Source organism: Trinickia sp. HAY1-2D, from assembly GCF_056754935.1.
Map to the genome: position 1 here is coordinate 1089672 of NZ_JBPGWX010000002.1, position 18770 is coordinate 1108441.

The following is an 18770-nucleotide window of genomic DNA, read 5'->3' on the forward strand; positions in this document are numbered from 1 at the left end:
CGGACATGGTCGGTGCGCTCGGTGTGGGCGACGGCTATCGACTCGCACTCGAAGCCGACGCGCTCGCACAAACGCTGTTGCGCCCCTGGTTCGACGACAGTGTCGCCCAGGATCGTGCGCGCCTTGCGTTATGGCGCGGCGAGGCTCATCCGTCGCTGGGCGACGAATCGATTACGCTCCAGCACATCGCGGCCGCGGGCCGGCATGACATCGAGGTGTGGCATGCGTTGGCCCGCCGCACGAGCATGCTCGAGGAGCCCGATGCGATATTTACGCGCGGCGCGCTCATCGAGCGCGTGCGCCGTACGCTGGCGGCGCATCCTCCATCGCCGCCGCCGGGGCCGACGAGGCAGGACCTGCTGCGGGTCATCGACGCGCGACGCGCGCATGCGTCACAGCCGGGAGCGCACGTTGGCATCGACCCTTCCGGTTCGCATGAAGCTCGCAGCGAGCCGGCCTTCGATGTCGCAGCCGCGCGTGAGCGCTTCCTGCTCGACGATCGCATCGTGTGTCTCAACCACGGCATGCTCGGCGCCTGTCCCATCGAGGTACTCGATCGGCAGACCGAGTGGCGCACCCGAATCGAACGACAGCCGTGCGCCTTCGTTCTGCGCGAGCTTCCGGCTCGACTCGACGATGCGCGCCAGGCACTGGCCGAACTCATCGGCGCATCCCCGGGAGATCTGGCGCTGCTGCCGAACGTGACGACGGCGCTCAGTGCCGTGCTGCGATCGCGATCGTTCGCCGCGGGCGATGAAATCCTGACGACGGACCACGCTTACCTGTCGTGCCGGAATCTGCTCGATTTCGTGGCGCGCGAAACGGGCGCGCGGATCGTCGTCGCTCGGATCGAGACCCCCGTGGCCCACCCCGATGCGGTCGTCGACGCCGTGCTCGATCGCGTGACGGCGCGCACGCGGCTCGCGGTTCTGGATCACGTGACCAGTCCGACGGCGATCGTCTTTCCTATTGCTGCGCTCGTCGACCGACTGGCGGCCCGCGGTGTCGATACGCTGGTCGACGGCGCGCACGCACCGGGAATGCTGCCGCTCGACGTCGACGCGATCGGCGCCGCGTATTACGCCGGCAATTGTCACAAATGGCTTTGCGCTCCGCGCGGTGCGGGCTTTCTGCATGTACGGCGGGATCGCGCCGACGGTTTGCATCCGCCCGTGATCAGCCGCGGCTACGGCGTATCGAGCACCGATCGTCCGCGGCTGCATCTCGAGTTCGACTGGCTTGGCACCGCGGACCCCACGCCGCTGTTATGCATTCCCGACGCGATTCGCTTTCTGCGGAATCAACTGCCCGGCGGATTGCCGGCGCTCTATGCGCGCAATCGTGAGCTGGCGCTCGATGCCGCGCGCACGTTGGCGCAAGCGGTGCCGGTCGTACGGCTCGCACCCGATTCGATGGTCGGCAGCATGATCGCGTTTGAACTGCCGGACTCGTTCGCCGCGGCGCCTATCGACGCAGCCGCATCGCTGCAGCAACGCCTGTACGACATGCATGGCATCGACGTATCCGTTGCGTCCTGGCCGGACGGCCGGCGGCTTGCGCTGCGTATCTGCGCGCAGATCTACAACTCGATCGACGATTTTCGTCGACTGGGCACCGTGCTTCGCGAACTTGCCGCCGACGTGCGGGACAGCGACATGGTGTCCGACGCTCATCTTAGGAGTACTGAATGTTGAATGGGAATCACGAAGCAACCCGGCGTGTGTTGTTGACCGGCGGAAACGGCGGCATCGGCATCGAGCTGATTCGGGTGTTCGCCGAGGCGGGGTACCACGTCACCTTCACGCATCGCCCGGACGACGACAGCCTGCGACGGGCACTCGATCTGATCGAGCGGTTTCGCGATCGCCGCGTCGACGCTTTGCCGCTCGATGTCGGAAACCGTGCGAGCCACGCGGAGCTGGTCGAGCGCCTCGTCGAACCTGTCGATGTCCTCATCCACAATGCCGGCGTCGGCACGAAGACGGTGGAGCGGGTTGCGTCGCACCCCAAGGCTCAGGACGAAGCGTTCTTTCGCGTGAATGCGCTCGGGCCGCTTTGGCTGACCGACGATCTATTGCCCGCGATGCGCCACCACGGTCGCGGCAAGATCGTCTTCGTGAGTTCGGTCGATGGCGGCATCACGCATTTTCCGCGTTTTCGCGCGGCGGACGGAATGAGCAAGGCGGCCGTCGCCTTTCTCGGGCGGCAACTCGCGGCATCGCTTGCGTATACCGGCATCGATGTGTTCACCGTCTGCCCGGGCGCAACGGATACGCCGATGTTTCAAGCGAGCACGCTGCGCGGGTTGACGGCCGAGCAGCGGCAGGCGCTCGAATCCTCGCTGCCGGGCGGCCGACTGATCGAGGCTCGCGAGATCGCCGATCTTTGTTTTTATCTGTGTCGCGACGAAGCGCGCATTTTGCGCGGTGCCGTCATCGATGCGTCGCTGGGTTTGGGCGTGTGCCCGACCGTGTTGAGCTAAGGAGGCCCTCCATGCCCGTTCCATCCAATAGCTTCTGGGAGCAATGGCTCGTCGCGCATCGCGCGAGACCCGAAGCCTGTGTGACGTTCTCGCTTTCACCCTCTCCCTCGTTGAAGGAATTCATCGAAGAACTCGACGGCAGCATGCCTCTCGATTGGTCGAGCGAGGACTATCAGGGAGCGCGCGGCCTGCGTGGCCAGGTTCTCGACCGTTACGGATATCGTCCCGCGTGCGATATCGACGATGTGCTGATCACGGCGGGTGCGCAGGAGGCGAATTATCTCGCTTTGACTCAGTTGCTTCGCCCCGGCGATGAACTCTTGATCGATGCGCCCGGCTGGCAGCAGCCGATCGTCCTGGCCGAGCAGATCGGTGCGGTCGTGAAGTATGCGCCGCGCCTCGAGGCGCGCGGCTGGGCGCTCGACGTCGATCGGCTCGAAGCGCTCGTCACGCCAAAAACCAAGGTCGTTTTCATCTGCAACCCGAACAATCCGACGGGGCGTGTCGAGGACGAAGCGACGCTGCGCAGGATCGTCGGCATTGCCGAGCGTGTCGGCGCGTACGTCATCTCGGACGAGGTCTATCGCGGTCTCGAATGGGAAGGACCGCAAACGCCGCGCGTGGCGACGATGTACGAGCGCGGTATCAGCACCGGCAGCGTGTCGAAACTGCTTGGTTTGCAAGGGCTGCGCACCGGCTGGATGATTACGCGCGATCGAAAGCTGATTGCCGACGCGATGGTGTTGCGCGAGAACACGAGCGAGATCATGAACGTGATGGGCGAACGCATCTCCGAGATCGCACTGCGTCCGGATCGATTCGCGCTCGCCGTCGAGCGCTCGCGAGCGGTCGGATATGCACGGATCGAACGACTCGACCGGTTCGTTGCAGATCAGCCGGCCTTGCGCTGGCGCCGGCCGGCGGCGGGGCTGCTCGGACTTGCATATCTGGATCTGCCGATAACCGCGGGAGCGTTTGCGCACAAGCTGCTGATGCCGCCGTACAACACGTTCGTGATGTCAGGCGACGCGTATGCGTGCCCGCAGCATCTGCGGCTCGGGGCGGGCGGGGTGTCCGACGAGGAGCTTGAACTCGGGCTTTCGCGAATGGCGCGTTTGCTTGGGAGTTGAGCCGGATTGCCCTCGATGGGCGATACGGTGCATCCGACGAAATCGGGTGCCGCGCTGTCCGGGCACGCTTTGAGCTAACTGCGATAGGTGCGGACCACTCCTGTCCGTGGAGGCACCGTGTCGAGGCGATCGGCCAAATCCGCGCAATATCCTCCGCCTGACGCCAGTCAGTACGTGCTGGCCGAGTTGCGCCGGCAGAAAATGGCGCGCTCGCCTCATGCCTATGAGCGGGGCACCGCCGCTCATTTTTACGAATGGGTGAAGACTCAGGCGGCCGGCAGGTTACCGGTGGGGCCGGACGTGTGGATTTGCGGCGATTGTCACTTGGGCAACCTTGGCCCGGTGGCCAACGCCGACGCAGAGGTTGCGGTTCAGATCCGGGATCTCGATCAGAGCGTGATCGGAAATCCGGTGCACGACCTGCTGCGACTGGGACTGTCGCTGGCTACCGCGGCGCGCAGTTCGGATTTACCGGGCGTGATCCTGAGTCGCATCGCGGGTGCGCTGCTCGACGGGTATGAACAAGCGTTCGACGACCGGCGCGCTGACGACACGAGCCAGTCGCAACGACCGAAAGTGGTCACGATCGCGATGAAGGAAGCGCTGCACCGTTCGCAGCGTAAGCTTGCACGCCAGAACATCCGGCATGTCGAGCCCCACATCCCGCTTGGCAAGCGCTTTTGGGCGATGTCGGACGACGAGAATCAGGCTGTGCACGCGCTGTTCGAAGCCGGGGGCCCGGCGCTGATTCGTACGGTGCTGGGCGAGACGGAGCGAAACGCGTCGGCGATCCGCGTGCTCGATGCTGCTTATTGGGTGAAAGGATGCAGTTCGCTGGGCCGGCGCCGATATGCGGTGTTATTGGGCGTCGATGGGTCGAACTCCACGGACGGCCCACCGCGCCTCATCGACATCAAGGAAGCGGTCGCGCCTGCGGCGCCGGTTGCTCACGGGCATCGTATGCCGCGCGACAATGCAAAACGTGTGGTGGAAGGCGCACGCCATGTCTCGCCGTTGCTCGGCGAGCGCATGATCGCTGCTCGGCTCGATGGTTGCTCGGCTGTGGTCCGTGAGCTGATGCCTCAGGATTTGAAGGTCGAGGCTGAGCATCTGTCGGAACGCGACGCGGTGAAAGCGGCGTATTTTCTGGCGCTTGTCGTCGGTCGCGCGCATGCGGGGCAGATGGATGCCGCGACTCGCCAAGCGTGGCTCGCCGCATTGCACACCAGGCGACCGAAGTCTTCGGAGGCGCCTTCGTGGCTCTGGAGCAGCATCGTCGAATTGCTCGTGATGCATGAAGCGCAATACCTCGAACATTGCCGGCGTTATGCGTTGGAACGGCCGTTGAGCAGTGCTCAAAGCTGCATTGAGTACGGGGGCATTAGTGAGTCGTAGAACACCAGTCTGTGTGCGAAAGCGTCACGGCTTTGTTCTCGAAGATGACCTTCGGCTTCGGTTAGTCCGCTGGCAAACTCACCATCCCCCAAACAATCGGTCTAGTGCCGATATGATTTCATCCTGCCGATGTACGAGCGAGCTAACTGGCTTGGTCAGTGCGCTGCGCGGAACGGCGGCGAGCGTCGGGGTATCGAGCATGCACTCGATACCCTCGACAACGAATATGGGGATGAGGTCAGGCGGAAGCGGCACTGGGGCGATCCGGTCCAGGCGGCGTAGCGGAACAACTACGCGGGTCGCTAAGCCGGACAGATGATTTCCTTGGACCTCGAGCACATAGGGCGTACCCGGGTGCCCACTCGGGTTGGCAAACACGTCGAAACGACCCATCAGAACGTCCGATACTGAGCGAGAGGCAGGCCGTCGCGCTCTACCATGTCGTTGTATGCCTGGATAAAATCAGCATATTTGATTGCCCATTGGCGGTCCTTCTCTAGCTGTACCGCCTGCCGGATCGCCCGTTCGCATGTCTGTGAGAAGTTGATCCCGAGCTCCTTCGCGTCCTTGTAGACGTCCTCAGGCAGGCTGATGTTGGTAGCTCGGCGCGGAATGGCGTCAGTCGTCGTATGCCGCATATTCACCCCTCCCATGTGCGAATTTATGCGCATTATAACCCACATAATTCTATTGATCCCGGTATCCGTTTGCGGGCCCGCCCGAGAGAGCCCGCTGCCATGCCGAGGCCTGTGGCAGGGCTATAGCGCGCCGACGAACCGGGATGCTGTTGGCGCTCACCCATGAAGCAATGCGAGCGCTGGTCGGCGTCTCATTGCGCATGACCTCATGCTGCACCATATCGACGAGTGCAACGGACCATCCCGGTTTTAGCAGCAGATTCAGCGCATCGGCGTAGGCAAGCGTGATCAAAGGCCCTGCGTCGGGAAGCAGGGTAACGGCTTTGTCATTCGCCATGCACTAACTGCGCAGCGCGTTGAGGTCATCTACCATGCGGCGCGTGCTCGACTCCGACAAGCGCGGCATGGGCAAATGGGCCTGCGCCATCAGCCACGTACCGCGCAACTATGCTGAGTTTGGCTGGAAACGCTTGCACAGCCTTTGTCGCGCACACCATCGAGGCCGCCATGCTCGGCAAGCTGGCGATCCGGTAGCCGCCTTCTGGCGCCTCGGTCAAATGCACGGTATCGCCCTTCTGCACCTTGGTTCCGGCAGCGGATCGTCGAGTAAGTCGGCGAACGATGAAACTCGAAACGCGCACTGGTTTAAACAGTTACGGGCGGCCCATGAGTGATGCCGACGACAGCATCCTTTCTGTGTAGCGCGCAATCAAATCAACCTCCAGATTGACCCGGCTACCCGTCGACAGATGCTTGAGCGTCGTGACTTCGACGGTATGCGGAATGAGGTTGATCGAAAACTCGCAACCGTCGTCCCGATCGACAACGCTATTGACCGTCAGGCTCACACCGTTGACGGTCACCGAACCCTTATACGCGAGATAGCGGCCGATCTCGCGCGGCGCCAGCACGCGCAACTCGTGCGACTCGCCCACGGGCGCGAAGCGCGTGACGGTACCGAGCCCATCGACATGTCCCGAGACGATATGCCCGCCCAGCCGCTCATGTGCCGTGAGGGCCTTTTCAAGGTTGACCTCGCCGGACTCGCCAAGCCCCACGGTGCAATTCAGGCTTTCGCGCGAGACATCGACGTCGAATGTTTCGCCCGTCTTGGCGACGACCGTCATGCAGGCACCCTGGATCGCAATACTGTCGCCGATGGCGACGTCCGTCAGATCGAGCGCGCCCGCGCGCACCGTCAAACGCACTCCGGCGTTTGCCTCGGTGCCGAGCGGCGCTACTGTCTCGATGCGGCCCACTGCCGCGACGATTCCCGTAAACATCGTGTCTGTGCCTCGTAATCAGAATGAAGAGGGCGTCGGAGCAGGCGCCGGCGAAACCGGCTCGGCCGGTACCATGCGCGCCAGCACGCGCAGATCGTCGCCGACCCGCTCGACGCTGCGGAATACGAGCCGCGTGCGCGCATCGAGCGTCGCGGGAGCGGCAAGCGCAAGCATGCCCGCAGAATCGGCGCCGAGCAGGCTCGGTGCAAGATAGACGAGCAACTCGTCGACACATCCTTCGCGCAGCAGCGAGCCGTTGAGCTTATGTCCGGCCTCGACGTGCAGCTCGTTGATGCCGCGCCGGCCGAGTTCCTTGAGCATGCCCGCCAGATCGACCTTGCCGTGTGCATTCTCGAGCGCGACGACTTCCACGCCCCGCTCCGCGAGCGCCTCCGCTCGCGCCGCATTGTCCCCGTCCAGGCCCGCGCAGAAAACAAGTGGCGGCGCACCTTCGAAGATATGCGCATCGAGCGGCGCGTCGAGCCGGCTGTCGATGAGCACACGCAGCGGCTGGCGCGGCGTCTCGATCGCGCGTACCGTCAAGTGCGGATTGTCCTCGCGCACGGTACCGACGCCGGTCAGGATCGCGCAGGCGCGCGCGCGCCAGGTATGTCCGTCGGCACGGGCGGCGGGCCCGGTGATCCACTGACTCTCGCCGGAGGGCAGCGCCGTTCGCCCATCGAGCGAGGCCGCGATTTTCATGCGCACCCACGGCCGTTTGCGCGTCATGCGCGAAACGAAGCCGATGTTCAGCTCCTGCGCTTCATGGGCCAGCAACCCGCAACGAACGTCGATCCCAGCGTCGCGCAGCATCGTGAGACCGCGGCCCGAGACCTGCGGGTTCGGATCTTCCATCGCCGCGATCACACGCGCCACGCGCGCCTCGATCAGCGAATGAGCGCACGGCGGCGTGCGACCGAAATGGCTGCAAGGTTCCAGCGTCACATAGGCCGTCGCGCCATGCGGATCGTTGCCGCGCCGGCGCGCGTCCTTGAGCGCCTGCACCTCGGCGTGGTCCTGGCCGGCAGGCTGTGTAAAGCCTTCGCCGATGGCCAGTCCGTGCTTGACGAGCACGCAGCCGACCCGCGGGTTGGGCGTCGTCGTGTAAAGCCCCCGCGCAGCCAGCGCGAGCGCGCGCTGCATGTGGGCGAAGTCCGCGTCGGAAAACATCGTCGGGTGCTCGTCGGCGAGCGGCGTTACGCCGCAAGCGCGGCAAACGCACCGCGTGCGGCATCGAGCGTGGCATCGATGACGGCATCGTCGTGCGCACTCGACACGAACCCGGCTTCGTACGCGGATGGCGCGAAATGGACGCCAGCGTCGAGCATGCGATGAAAGAACGCGTTGAAGGCGGCGATGTCGCTGCGCGAGACATCGGCGAAGCTGGCCGGCACCTGCGCGGTGAAGTAAATGCCGAACATGCCGCCGAGCGCATCGGCGCTGAAGGCCACGCCGGCCGCACGCGCCGCCGCCGACAGCCCGTTGGCCAGGCGCGCAGTCTTCGCCGAGAGCTGTTCGTAAAACCCCGGCGCCTGGATCAGTTGCAGCGTCTTCATGCCCGCCGCGACGGCGACAGGATTGCCCGATAGCGTGCCGGCCTGATAGACCGCTCCTTCAGGGGCGAGGTGCGCCATGATGTCGCGCCGACCGCCGAACGCGGCCGCGGGCATGCCGCCGCCGATGACCTTGCCGAGGCAGGTGAGATCCGGCTCGATGCCATAAAGCGCTTGCGCGCCCCCCAGTGCGACACGAAAACCGCACATCACCTCGTCGAAGATCAGCACGGCACCGTATTCCGTGCAAAGCCGCCGCAGCGTCTGCAAGAAGGCCGGATTGCCGCGCACCAGGTTCATGTTGCCGGCCACGGGCTCGACGATCACGGCCGCGATCTCGCGGCCGAATGCGGCGAACGCCGCTTCGAGCGCCTCGCTGTTGTTGTATTCGAGCACCGTCGTATGGTTGGCGATATCGGGCGGCACGCCGGCCGAAGTCGGGTTGCCGAACGTGAGCAGACCCGAGCCGGCCTTGACGAGCAAGCTGTCCGCGTGCCCGTGATAGCAACCTTCGAATTTGACGATGCGGCTGCGATCCGTGAATCCGCGCGCCAGGCGCAGCGCACTCATCGTCGCTTCGGTGCCGCTCGAGACGAACCGCAACTGCTCCATCGAGGGGACGAGCTTGCGGATTTCTTCGGCGATCTCGATCTCGGCTTCGGTCGGCGCGCCGAACGAGAAGCCGTCAGCCAGCACACGCTGAACGGCTTCGAGGACTTCGGGATGGACATGGCCCAGGATCATCGGTCCCCAGGAACCGATGTAGTCGATGTAACGGGTCCCCTCGGCGTCCCAGAAGTAGGGGCCCTGGGCACGCGCGATGAAGCGCGGCGTGCCGCCGACCGAGCGGAAGGCCCGCACGGGCGAATTGACGCCGCCGGGGATGACGCGCTGAGCGCGTTCGAACAGAGCTTGATTGCTAGGCATGGAGTGAGGGCAACTGCAATGAAGGATCGGGCCGGGGCGCCACCCGTTCAATCGGGCGCCATGGCAAAAAACGGCCCTACGATGCGTGGAATTGTACCGGAGCGGCGCCGCCCGGGCGTTTGCCGATCGCTTTGCGTAGAATCTGCGCTTTACGCGCCGTGCGCTTCGCGCCCGGTTGCCTGGCTCGCCGCTTGCAGCCGCCGCGCAGCGCCTGCCGTCTTTATGAGGCATTCCATTCGATGACCGAAACCGACCAACGCCAGCCTGATCTACGCCTCATCGTGCTCCTGGGCGCGCTCGCGGCCTGCGGCCCGATCGCGGTCGACATGTACCTGCCGAGCCTGCCTTCGATCGCACGCGCGTTCGGGGTCGCCGATTCGGCCGCCCAAAGCACGCTGACGAGCTTCATGCTCGGCTTCGCGATCGGCATGCTGGTCTATGGCCCGCTGTCCGACCGTTTCGGCCGGCGTCCGATTCTGCTCGGCGGCCTCGCTCTTTTTCTCGTCGCGAGTATTGCCTGCGCGAGTGCGGGGTCGATCGATCTGCTGGTCGGCATGCGTTTCGTCCAGGCGCTGGGAGCCGGCGCGGCCTCCGTGATGGCGCGCGCGATCGCGCGTGACGTCCATGCGCCGCACGATGCGGCGCGCGTGCTCTCGATGATCGCGATCGTGACGGGGGTAGGCCCACTGCTGGCGCCACTCATCGGCGGACAGTTGCTGCTCGTCGGCGGCTGGCGTGCGATCTTCGTCGTGCTGGCGCTCTTCGGTGCGCTCGCGTCGGCGCTCGCCTTCATGCGGGTGCGCGAATCGTGGCCGGCCGACAAGCGTGCCGGCGCGGCGCTCTGGCATTCGTTCGCCATCTACGGGCGGCTTCTCGTCGATCCGGTCGCGCTCGGCCACTTGTTGTGCGGCGGCATGGCGTTCGCGTCGATGTTCGCGTACATCACGGCAACGCCGTTCGTGTACATCGATTATTTCCATGTGACGCCGCAACACTACGGGTTCTTCTTCGGCCTCAATATCGTCGGCATCATGCTCGGCAACTATCTCAACGCGCGGTTGATCAGCCGGTTGGGCTCGCTGCGGCTCGTCGCGGGTGCGTCGTTCGTGAGCTGCGGGGCCTCGTTGTTCGTTGCGCTCGCTTGCCTGACGGGGTGGGGCGGCCTCTGGTCCATCGTCGCGGGGCTGTTCTTCGTGGTGGGCGTCGTAGGTGTGCTGACCGCGAATTGCACGACCGATCTCATGCACCGCTATCCGCGCAACGCGGGCGCCGCGGCCGCGGTTTTCGGTGCCGGGCAGCTCGTGCTCGGCGCGCTCGCAAGCTTCGTCGTCGGTGTGCTGCAAAACGGCACGCCCACCGGCATGGGCATCACGATCGCTGGGACCGGGGCGCTCTGTTTCGCCGGGCGAACGATGGTGATCCGCTGGCACGGCCTGCCGGCGCGCGGTACGGCCATGCCACGCTGAAGGTCGCACGCGAGACAACCGCCATAAAAAAAGGCGCCAACAAGCGGCGCCTTTCGAGTGTACTGCCGATCCCGCTGTCGTCCGGCAAAGCCGAAGCTTTGCCGGCGCGCGGGTTGTTACTTGTTTGTTTAGAACTTGTGACGGATACCGACGCGTGCTGCGACCTGGTTCTTCGTCGTGCTGGCGCCGGAGAACTCTGCCGCGTAGATGTCAGCCGTCACACCGCCGCTCATCGCGTGCTGGTAGACGCCCATTGCATAGACGTCGGTACGCTTCGACAGACGATAGTCGGCAACCAGGTTGACCTGACCGTACTTCGGCTTCTGGCCCGTTGCATCGACCTTACCGAACGTGAACGTGTAGCCCGCGCCGAGCGTCGTGGCCGGCGTCAGGCTGTACTGGCCCCACAGTTCAGCGCTGTCGAACCGCACTTTGTTGCCGGCCACGCCGTTCGCGTCGTCGAACCGCACGTCCGAGAAGTTGGCACCGAAGAGCGCCGGTCCCATCGTGTAGCTCGCGCCGAGGCTGGCGACCTGCATGTTGCGGGGCAGACCGACGAGACCCCAGATGCCCGTCGTCGGATTGACGGCGCCCGGTGCCTGGTTCGCGTTGAAGTTGCCGTCGTCAAACTGCACGCCGGGGTTGCGCGCGTAGAAGTAACCTGCGCCGACATACAGAGGACCGGCCGAGTAGCTCAATGCGCCGCCGATCGTGCTGTTTTGACCGAACTGGCCGGCAACGCCGCCGAATGCGTACATGGCTTCGGCTTGCAGGCCCGCAAACTTCGGCGAGACATACTTCACTGCGTTGTTGATACGGAAGCCGTTATCGGTGTTGTCGATATCGGCCGGGTGCGAGAAGAACGCGCCCCACTGGCCGTTGAACGTCGTCGACTGAACCATGTCGACCACCGGGTCGTATTGGCGACCGAGGGTCAGGGTACCGAACGAGTCGTTCGTCAGACCGACGTAGGCCTGGCGACCGAACATGCGGCTATGCTGAGCCAGCTTGCCGTTGGCCGCGTTGAAGCCGTTTTCCAATTGGAAGATGGCCTTGGTGCCGCCGCCCAGGTCCTCAGCGCCCTTCATGCCAAAGCGGCTACCTTGCAAGATACCGCTTTGCTCTTGCCACTGCGAATGACCGCTAGTGTTGTTAACGTAGCTGATCCCGAGATCGATGATGCCGTAAAGGGTGACACTGTTCTGCGCGAACGCCGGTGCTGCCACGGCGCTCGTCACTGCGAGGGCGATAAGCGATTTTTTCATTAAACGGTCTCCGAGACGTTGAACTGCAAATTGAGCACCCGGGGTGGTGAGTGCAGCGGACTAGCGCATCTTTTGAACACGCTGGATCCCCGCCGCGGGTCCAGGTAGTCGTCCGGATACTAGGCATGTCGAAATCAGCCCCTTATTAGTGGAAACACTAGTTGCTTCCCGTCGTTGCAGTTTTTGAAACGGTGTATTTCGCGAAGAGCCTCTTCCACAGCCGCGCCGGCTGTGCGTTCCGGTGAAAGCGGTTGCTTAAATATGCACGACAGCGTTGCCGCGCCGCCACATATCGTGTGTCAGAATTGTTGCGCTTGCGTGGGGAAAAACAGACGAAGAAACGGCCGCTTTGCCCAATATTGGGGCGATCGCGGGCGGCTCGTGCACCGAAACGGGGGATCATGGGCGAGGACGGCGGCCGGCTCACCCCAAAAAAAAGCCCGGGCCGGCGGACCGGAACGGGCTCTTGGAATAAAGCCGGCGAATCGCAACAGTCCCCGGCCGATTGAGTGTAGCAGCGTGGAGACGCCCCTCCGATGAGGGTTTTCGCCAAGCTCGAGGTCAATCCGTAGCGGAGGATGCCGCCCCATGGCTGAGCCAGTCGAGCACGGCCGCCGCATCCTCGGTGCGGCTCGCGCGAGCCTTGGCAACGGCCTCGGTCACTTCCGGGCTCGGTACGGCGCGCCGGATCGCCACGCCCACGGCGAGAATGTCGATCATCACGAGATGCAAAATGCGCGAGATCATCGAAAGCTGCGATTCGCGCATCTCGATGTGATCCGTTTCCAGCGCCACCGTAGCCCGCTTGGCCAGCGGTGTGTTGCTCGAGGTGATGGCGATCACCTGCGCGCCCGCCTGCATGGCGACGTCGAGCACGCGCAGCAGCTCGGGCGCCCGGCCCGACTTCGATACCGCCACGATGACGTCGCCTTTGCCGAGCAGGGCAGCGGAGGCGGCCTGCATATAGAGATCGCCGTAGGCGATGGTCGGAATGCCGAAGCGGAAGAACTTGTAATGCGCGTCCTGCGCGACGATGTTCGAATTGCCCAGTCCGTAGAACTCGATGCGCCGTGCGCTGTTGAGCATATCGATCGCCCGCTCGACATGCTCGAAGTTCAGGTGCTCGCGCAACTGCAGGATCGCCGAGACGGTGTTGTCGAGCACTTTCGCGCCGAAATCGGTCGCCGTATCGCCGAGATGGACCTGGCTGTGGCTGACCGGAATGGTTCCGGTCAGCCCCGTGGCGAGCTTGAGCTTGAAATCGGACAGGCCCTGGCAGCCCAGCGAACGGCAAAAGCGGATCACCGTCGGCTGGCTCACGTCGGCCTTGCGGGCGATATCGACGATCGGATCGCTGATGATCGAGCGCGGATGATTCAAGGCGAGATCGGCCACGCGCCGCTCGGCCGGCGTCAGCGCATCGCGCATCTGACGAATGCGCTCGAAGACAGCCGAGGAGCCGCCGCCCGTGCGGTTCGAGAGCTGCTCCGCGAGAATGGCCGACACGCCCAGGAACGCCGGATACTCGGCCGTGATGACGTAGGTGGGCACGTTGGCCAAATACGGCTCGAAGCGGCCCTTCGCCTCGAAGCGCTCTCTGAACCGCGAGCGCGCGAAGAACTCGCCCAGCTTCAGCACGACGCCGCCGCCGATGTAGATGCCGCCGAGCGCGCCGAGTGTCACGGCGATATTGCCCGCGAACGTGCCGAGAATGCCGCAAAAGCAGTCGACCGATTCAGCCGCGAGCGGATCGCCTTCGAGCGCGCGGCTGACGACCTCCGCGGGATCGAGGGTGGCGCCGACGCGCTTTTTGTCGCGTGCCGCCAGCGCCCGGTAGATCAATTCGATGCCCGGACCTGCCGCGACGCGTTCGAACGACACGTGCGACCACTTCTTGCGCGCATAGTGCAGCACGATGTCCTCGCGCTCGTCGGACGGCGCGAAGCTCGCATGACCGCCTTCGCTGCCGAGGGCAATCCAGCGGTCGTCGGCGGGAATGAGGCCCGATACGCCAAGGCCCGTGCCGGGGCCCAGCAGGCCGATCACGCTGTTCTGGCGGCGCGCGCCGCCGCCGATCTGCACGCGCTGCGCGTCCGTGAGGCCCGGCAGCGCCATCGCGAGCGCGGTGAAGTCATTGACGACGAGCAGCGTATCGAAGCCGAGCGCGCGACGCGTGGCTTCGATCGAGAACGTCCAGTTGTGGTTGGTCATGCTGACCTGATCGCCATCGACGGGATTCGCGATCGCGATTGCCGAGTGATTGACGTGGCCGACTTTCGTGTCCTTCAGATACTGCTTGAGCACCTCTTCGACGCTCGGATACTCGGCGCAGGGATAGACGCGAATCTGCGAAATCTCGCCGGGGCCGATTTCGAGCGCGAAGCGCGCGTTGGTGCCGCCGATATCGGCGAGCAGCCTCGGGCCGTCGGCGTGCTGACGGGCGCCCGGAATGGCGATTACTTTAGTTTGCACACCAGTAGACATCGAGTCTGACTCCCTTGTCGTTTGCCAGCTTCGAGATGGCGTTTTCCTGGGCGGTGGATGCGGCTGCCTTGAGCACGTCGAGTTTGGGCGTGCCGGAGATCAGCAGATAGAGCCGCTCGATTTGCTTGAGTGCGGCGAGCGACAAGCTCACGCGCGCGTGGGGCGCTGCCTTGGGATGGACGGCGACGAAGTATGGCGCATCGGGGGACGTGATCCGGGCCCACTCGGGAGCGTCGGCAAAGAGCGACGCGCTATGCCCGTCTTCACCCATGCCGAGCACGGCAACGCTTGGCAACGCGCGCTGCGCATCGGCGTTGAGCGCGGCGACGTTTGCTTCGAGCGTGACGGCCGTATCGACGAGCGGCAAAAAGCGCGCATCGCCCGCACCGTCTCGCAGCAGTGTCTCGCGCACGAGTCTCGCGTTGCTGGCCGGATCGGTTTCGGGCACCCAACGGTCGTCGACGAGCGTCAGATCGATGCGCCTCCAGTCGACCGGTTCTTTCGCCAATGCGAGCAGAAACGGACGCGGGCTCGTACCGCCGGATACCGCGAGCGTCGTGCGCGACGCGCCGCCGGACGCGGCGCACGATGCGTTGAGCGCATCGCCGACCGCTCTCGCCAGCGCGCCGGCCTGGGCGCGCGGATCGTCAAAAGCGTGAAGCTCGATCACTTCTCCTCCTGAGCAGCTTTTTGTATTCCCCAACGGGTTCGTTCGACGGGGCGCCGCGGTACGCAGCGCTCCGTCCCGGCATGCGACCCTTGCCTTAGTTTTCTTCCTCGAGCCAGCAGGTGCCGTGCTGCGCGAGCATCGCGCTGGCGGCGGCCGGCCCCCAGGTACCCGACGCATACGGCTTCGGCGGCTTGTTCGATACCGCCCATTCGTTGAGAATGGGCTCGACCCAGCGCCAGGCGGCTTCCTGCTCGTCGCGCCGCACGAACAGCGCGAGCCGGCCGTTGATGACATCGAGCAGGAGCCGCTGGTACGCCTCCATCTGTCCTTCCTTGAAGAACTGATCGAAGGCGAGATCCAGGTGCACGCTCGCGAGATTCATGCCTTCGCCGGGCTGCTTGGCGAGGCAGTAGAGCCTGATCGATTCGTTCGGCTGCAGGCGGATCACGAGGCGATTGGCGCCCGGGCGCAGCGCCGGCGCGCCGAGCGCCGAGTGTGGCACCGGGCGGAAGTTGACGACGATCTCCGCGATGCGATCCGCGAGCCGCTTGCCCGTGCGCAGGAAGAACGGCACGCCGGACCAGCGCCAGTTCTCGATCTCGACTTTCAATGCGACGAAGGTTTCGGTCGCGCTCTGCGGCTTCACACCGTGTTCGGTCGCATAAGCGGGCACCGAGGCCCCTTTGATGACGCCCGCATGATATTGCCCCCGAACGGCGACCTTGGAGATGTCGCGCGTATCGATGGGCTTGAGCGCGCGCAATACCCGCAGCTTCTCGTCACGCACCGAATCGGAGTCCATCGAATGCGGCGGCTCCATGGCGACGATCGATAGCAACTGCAACAAATGGTTCTGCACCATGTCGCGCAGCGCACCCGTGTTGTCGTAGAAGTCGCCGCGGCCTTCGACCCCGAGCTCCTCGGCGATGGTGATCTGAATGCTTTCGACCCACTCGCGGCGCCACAACGGTTCGAACAGGGCGTTGCCGAAACGCAGCGCGAGCAGGTTCTGCACCGGCTCCTTGCCGAGGTAGTGATCGATCCGGTAGATCTGCTCTTCCGTGAAGATTTCGCCGACGGCGTCGTTGATCGCGTTCGACGAGCGCAGATCGTAGCCGAGCGGTTTTTCGAGCACGATCCGCGCGTTCTCGTTCAGGCCCACGGAAGCCAGCGCGCGGCAGATCGGTACGAACAGCGACGGACCGGTCGCCAGATAGAAGACCCGAATCCCCGGATGCCCGTCGAGCGCATCGCGCAGCACGACGAAATCCTCGGCCTTGCCGAGATCGAGCTTCACGTAGGCGATGCGTTCGAGAAAGCTCCGCCAGACGGCATCGTCGACGCCCGCCTTCGAGACGTGCGACTTGACGTTCGAATTGATCCATTCGATGTAGCCGTCGCGATCCGCCGCGTGCCGCGCCACGGCCACGATCCTGCCGTTGTCGGACAGCATGCCCGCACGGTGGGCTTCGTACAGCGCCGGGAGAATCTTTCGCATCGACAGGTCGCCGGTCCCGCCGAAGAGAACGAAGTTAAAGCCTGAGTCGATTTGCATGAGTCGTGAGCCGAAGGTCAAGGGTTGCTGAGCGCGCGGACCAGGTGCAGGTTGCGTCGGATTGGGGCTTGGGTCGAACTAGCGTCGTATCTGAGGTGGATCTGTCTCCAGTTTGCCTCTCGCACATTCTCCATCGGATCGACCGCTCGACGGAGACGGCGGCCGGGACCCGGTTGTAGCGCGATAAAAATTTTTTTGACACTGAATTGTAGTTTAACTACAATCCAAATCAAGAGGTAACGTTGATTCGATGCAAAAAGCATGCGTCGCGCGGAGCGTGGCGCGGTGTTTCGGGCGCGAATCGGCTGCGAAGCGTGCTGGCACGTCGGCGCGCTCGGGTATGCGCCGCGCGTTGCATCTTAGCGTCAAGCGGCAATCCGTTCCGCCTCCCCGAGTCCGACCGCGCGATGCCTGTCGGGCCGGGTCGAATCAAAACAGGAGACAAGTTGTTGAGTTCCGAATCATCCAATTCCTGAAGCGTCTTCCGGCCGGGCGTGTGTTCAGCCGTATCGAATGGCGCCAGGTCCGGCCTGTCCAGTGTTGTTCTGTTTGACCAACCACCGTTCCCCATCGCTAAGAAACGGGGAGCAATCGTATCTTGTTCAGGTGTCCGGAGGAGATAAAGAATGAAAGTTCGCGCGATCATGGCAGCGCTCGCCGCCACGGGGCTGATGGGCGCTGTTTCGGCGCAAGCGGCGGAGTCCGTCGAAGTGCTGCACTGGTGGACGTCGGGTGGCGAATCGAAAGCCGTCGGCGTGCTGAAGGACGACATGACGAAGCAGGGTTACACCTGGAAGGACTTCGCGGTCGCCGGCGGCGCGGGTGCGGCCGCAATGACGGCGCTCAAGACGCAGGTCATCTCGGGCAATGCCCCTTCGGCCGCGCAGATCAAGGGGCCGCTGATTCAGGAGTGGGCCGATCAGGACGTGCTCGTGAACATCGATTCGGTCGCGAAGGACGAGAACTGGAAGAAGAACCTGCCGCCGGAAATCGACAAGATCATGCAGTACAAGGGCCACTACGTCGCCGCGCCGTTCTCGGTGCACCGCGTGAACTGGCTCTACATCAACAAGGCCGCGCTCGACAAGGCGGGCGGCAAAGTGCCGACGACCTGGGACGAGTTCTTCACCGTTGCGGACAAAATGAAGGCGAACGGCATCATGCCGATCGCCATGGGGGGCCAGCCGTGGCAGGACCTCACGCTTTGGGAAGATGTCGTGCTGTCGCAAGGCGCTCCCTTCTACAAGAAGGCGCTCGTCGATCTCGACCAGGCCACGCTGACTTCGCCGCAGATGGTGAAGGTCTTCGATACGGTGCGTAAGATCCAGGGCTACTTCGATTCAGGTCGCACGGGCCGTGACTGGAACCTCGCCACGGCGATGGTGATCAACAACAAGGCCGGCATGCAGTTCATGGGCGACTGGGCCAAGGGCGAGTTCGCCAACGCGAACAAGAAGTCGGGCGTCGACTATGTCTGCGCACCCGTGCCGGGCACCGACAAGGCCTATACGTTCAACGTCGATTCGTTCGTCTTCTTCCAGCAAAAAGGCCAGAAGGCGGCAACGCCGGGGCAACTCGCAATGGCCAAGACCATCATGAGCCCCGCGTTCCAGGAGCAGTTCAGCCTCTACAAAGGTTCGATCCCGGTGCGTCTCGGCGTGTCGATGACCAAGTTCGACGATTGCGCGAAGAAGTCGTACACGGATGAGCAAACGGCGATCAAGTCGGGCGGCTATGTGCCGTCGCTCGCGCACGGTATGGCGCAGCCCGACGCCGTTGCCGGTGCGATCACGGACGTCGTGACGAAGTTCATGAACTCGCAGCAATCGTCGGCTGATGCCGTGAAGGCGCTCGCGAACGCCGCGAAGACGAAGTAAGCGAAGGCAGTGCCCAAGCGCGGCGCGTCTCGTTCGACGCGCCGC

General features: G+C 64.1%; 16 protein-coding genes. 6 read left to right on the forward strand and 10 right to left on the reverse strand.

What is annotated here, in order from left to right; all coding sequences use genetic code 11:
* The first annotated feature begins 524 nt into the window (after positions 1–524).
* The 4 genes from ACR9ZC_RS12060 to ACR9ZC_RS12075 all read left to right on the forward strand — a co-directional run bounded on the left by ACR9ZC_RS12060 (position 525) and on the right by ACR9ZC_RS12075 (position 5007).
* Positions 525–1694 carry an aminotransferase class V-fold PLP-dependent enzyme gene (locus ACR9ZC_RS12060; protein ID WP_481582653.1) on the forward strand — a complete coding sequence of 390 codons (1170 nt, stop codon included), beginning with the start codon at positions 525–527 and terminating at the stop codon, positions 1692–1694.
* A complete protein-coding gene (locus ACR9ZC_RS12065) occupies positions 1688–2482 on the forward strand; it encodes an SDR family oxidoreductase (RefSeq protein WP_481580450.1) in 795 nt (264 codons plus the stop codon). Before ACR9ZC_RS12060 ends, ACR9ZC_RS12065 begins: the two co-directional genes overlap by 7 nt.
* A gap of 11 nt (positions 2483–2493) precedes the next feature.
* A complete protein-coding gene (locus ACR9ZC_RS12070) occupies positions 2494–3612 on the forward strand; it encodes an aminotransferase class I/II-fold pyridoxal phosphate-dependent enzyme (RefSeq protein WP_481580451.1) in 1119 nt (372 codons plus the stop codon).
* A 117-nt stretch (positions 3613–3729) separates the two neighbouring features.
* Positions 3730–5007 (forward strand): DUF2252 family protein, encoded by a 1278-nt coding sequence (locus tag ACR9ZC_RS12075; protein ID WP_481580452.1) that lies wholly within the window; start codon positions 3730–3732, stop codon positions 5005–5007.
* 78 nt (positions 5008–5085) lie between these two features.
* Here ACR9ZC_RS12075 and ACR9ZC_RS12080 read toward each other — a convergent pair whose 3' ends face one another.
* The 6 genes from ACR9ZC_RS12080 to hemL all read right to left on the reverse strand — a co-directional run bounded on the left by ACR9ZC_RS12080 (position 5086) and on the right by hemL (position 9408).
* Positions 5086–5400 (reverse strand): CcdB family protein, encoded by a 315-nt coding sequence (locus ACR9ZC_RS12080; RefSeq protein WP_481580453.1) that lies wholly within the window; start codon positions 5398–5400, stop codon positions 5086–5088.
* On the reverse strand, positions 5400–5645 hold the full coding sequence (locus ACR9ZC_RS12085; protein WP_481580454.1) for a type II toxin-antitoxin system CcdA family antitoxin: 246 nt from the start codon (positions 5643–5645) through the stop codon (positions 5400–5402). The genes ACR9ZC_RS12080 and ACR9ZC_RS12085 overlap by 1 nt, the downstream gene beginning before the upstream one ends.
* Positions 5646–5694: 49 nt before the next feature.
* Positions 5695–5982, reverse strand: coding sequence for a hypothetical protein (locus ACR9ZC_RS12090; RefSeq protein WP_481580455.1), 288 nt, complete (start codon positions 5980–5982; stop codon positions 5695–5697).
* Positions 5983–6298: 316 nt separating this feature from the next.
* Entirely contained in the window at positions 6299–6928 is a 630-nt protein-coding gene (locus ACR9ZC_RS12095) for a riboflavin synthase (RefSeq protein ID WP_481580456.1), read from the reverse strand.
* Between the two features lie 18 nt (positions 6929–6946).
* Positions 6947–8098 (reverse strand): bifunctional diaminohydroxyphosphoribosylaminopyrimidine deaminase/5-amino-6-(5-phosphoribosylamino)uracil reductase RibD, encoded by a 1152-nt coding sequence (gene ribD / locus ACR9ZC_RS12100; protein WP_481580457.1) that lies wholly within the window; start codon positions 8096–8098, stop codon positions 6947–6949.
* Between the two features lie 26 nt (positions 8099–8124).
* The gene (gene hemL / locus ACR9ZC_RS12105; RefSeq protein ID WP_481580458.1) at positions 8125–9408 is read right to left on the reverse strand and encodes a glutamate-1-semialdehyde 2,1-aminomutase; all 1284 of its coding nucleotides are present in this window, start codon (positions 9406–9408) and stop codon (positions 8125–8127) included.
* 239 nt (positions 9409–9647) lie between these two features.
* Between hemL and ACR9ZC_RS12110 the strand changes: the two genes are divergently transcribed.
* Positions 9648–10874, forward strand: a complete 1227-nt coding sequence (locus tag ACR9ZC_RS12110; protein WP_481580459.1) for a Bcr/CflA family multidrug efflux MFS transporter — start codon at positions 9648–9650, stop codon at positions 10872–10874.
* A gap of 128 nt (positions 10875–11002) precedes the next feature.
* On the opposite strand, the gene ACR9ZC_RS12115 is transcribed toward ACR9ZC_RS12110, so the two are convergent.
* The 4 genes from ACR9ZC_RS12115 to zwf form a co-directional block, all read right to left on the reverse strand.
* Complete coding sequence (locus ACR9ZC_RS12115) at positions 11003–12139, reverse strand: porin (RefSeq protein WP_481580460.1); 1137 nt, start codon at positions 12137–12139, stop codon at positions 11003–11005.
* A 561-nt stretch (positions 12140–12700) separates the two neighbouring features.
* Positions 12701–14623 carry a bifunctional transcriptional regulator/glucokinase gene (locus ACR9ZC_RS12120; protein WP_481580461.1) on the reverse strand — a complete coding sequence of 641 codons (1923 nt, stop codon included), beginning with the start codon at positions 14621–14623 and terminating at the stop codon, positions 12701–12703.
* Positions 14601–15293, reverse strand: a complete 693-nt coding sequence (gene pgl / locus ACR9ZC_RS12125) for a 6-phosphogluconolactonase (RefSeq protein ID WP_481580462.1) — start codon at positions 15291–15293, stop codon at positions 14601–14603. The genes ACR9ZC_RS12120 and pgl overlap by 23 nt, the downstream gene beginning before the upstream one ends.
* A gap of 94 nt (positions 15294–15387) precedes the next feature.
* Positions 15388–16848 carry a glucose-6-phosphate dehydrogenase gene (gene zwf / locus ACR9ZC_RS12130; RefSeq protein ID WP_481580463.1) on the reverse strand — a complete coding sequence of 487 codons (1461 nt, stop codon included), beginning with the start codon at positions 16846–16848 and terminating at the stop codon, positions 15388–15390.
* Between the two features lie 626 nt (positions 16849–17474).
* Here zwf and ACR9ZC_RS12135 point away from each other — a divergent pair.
* Positions 17475–18725, forward strand: coding sequence for an ABC transporter substrate-binding protein (locus ACR9ZC_RS12135; RefSeq protein WP_481580464.1), 1251 nt, complete (start codon positions 17475–17477; stop codon positions 18723–18725).
* Positions 18726–18770: the final 45 nt, after the last annotated feature.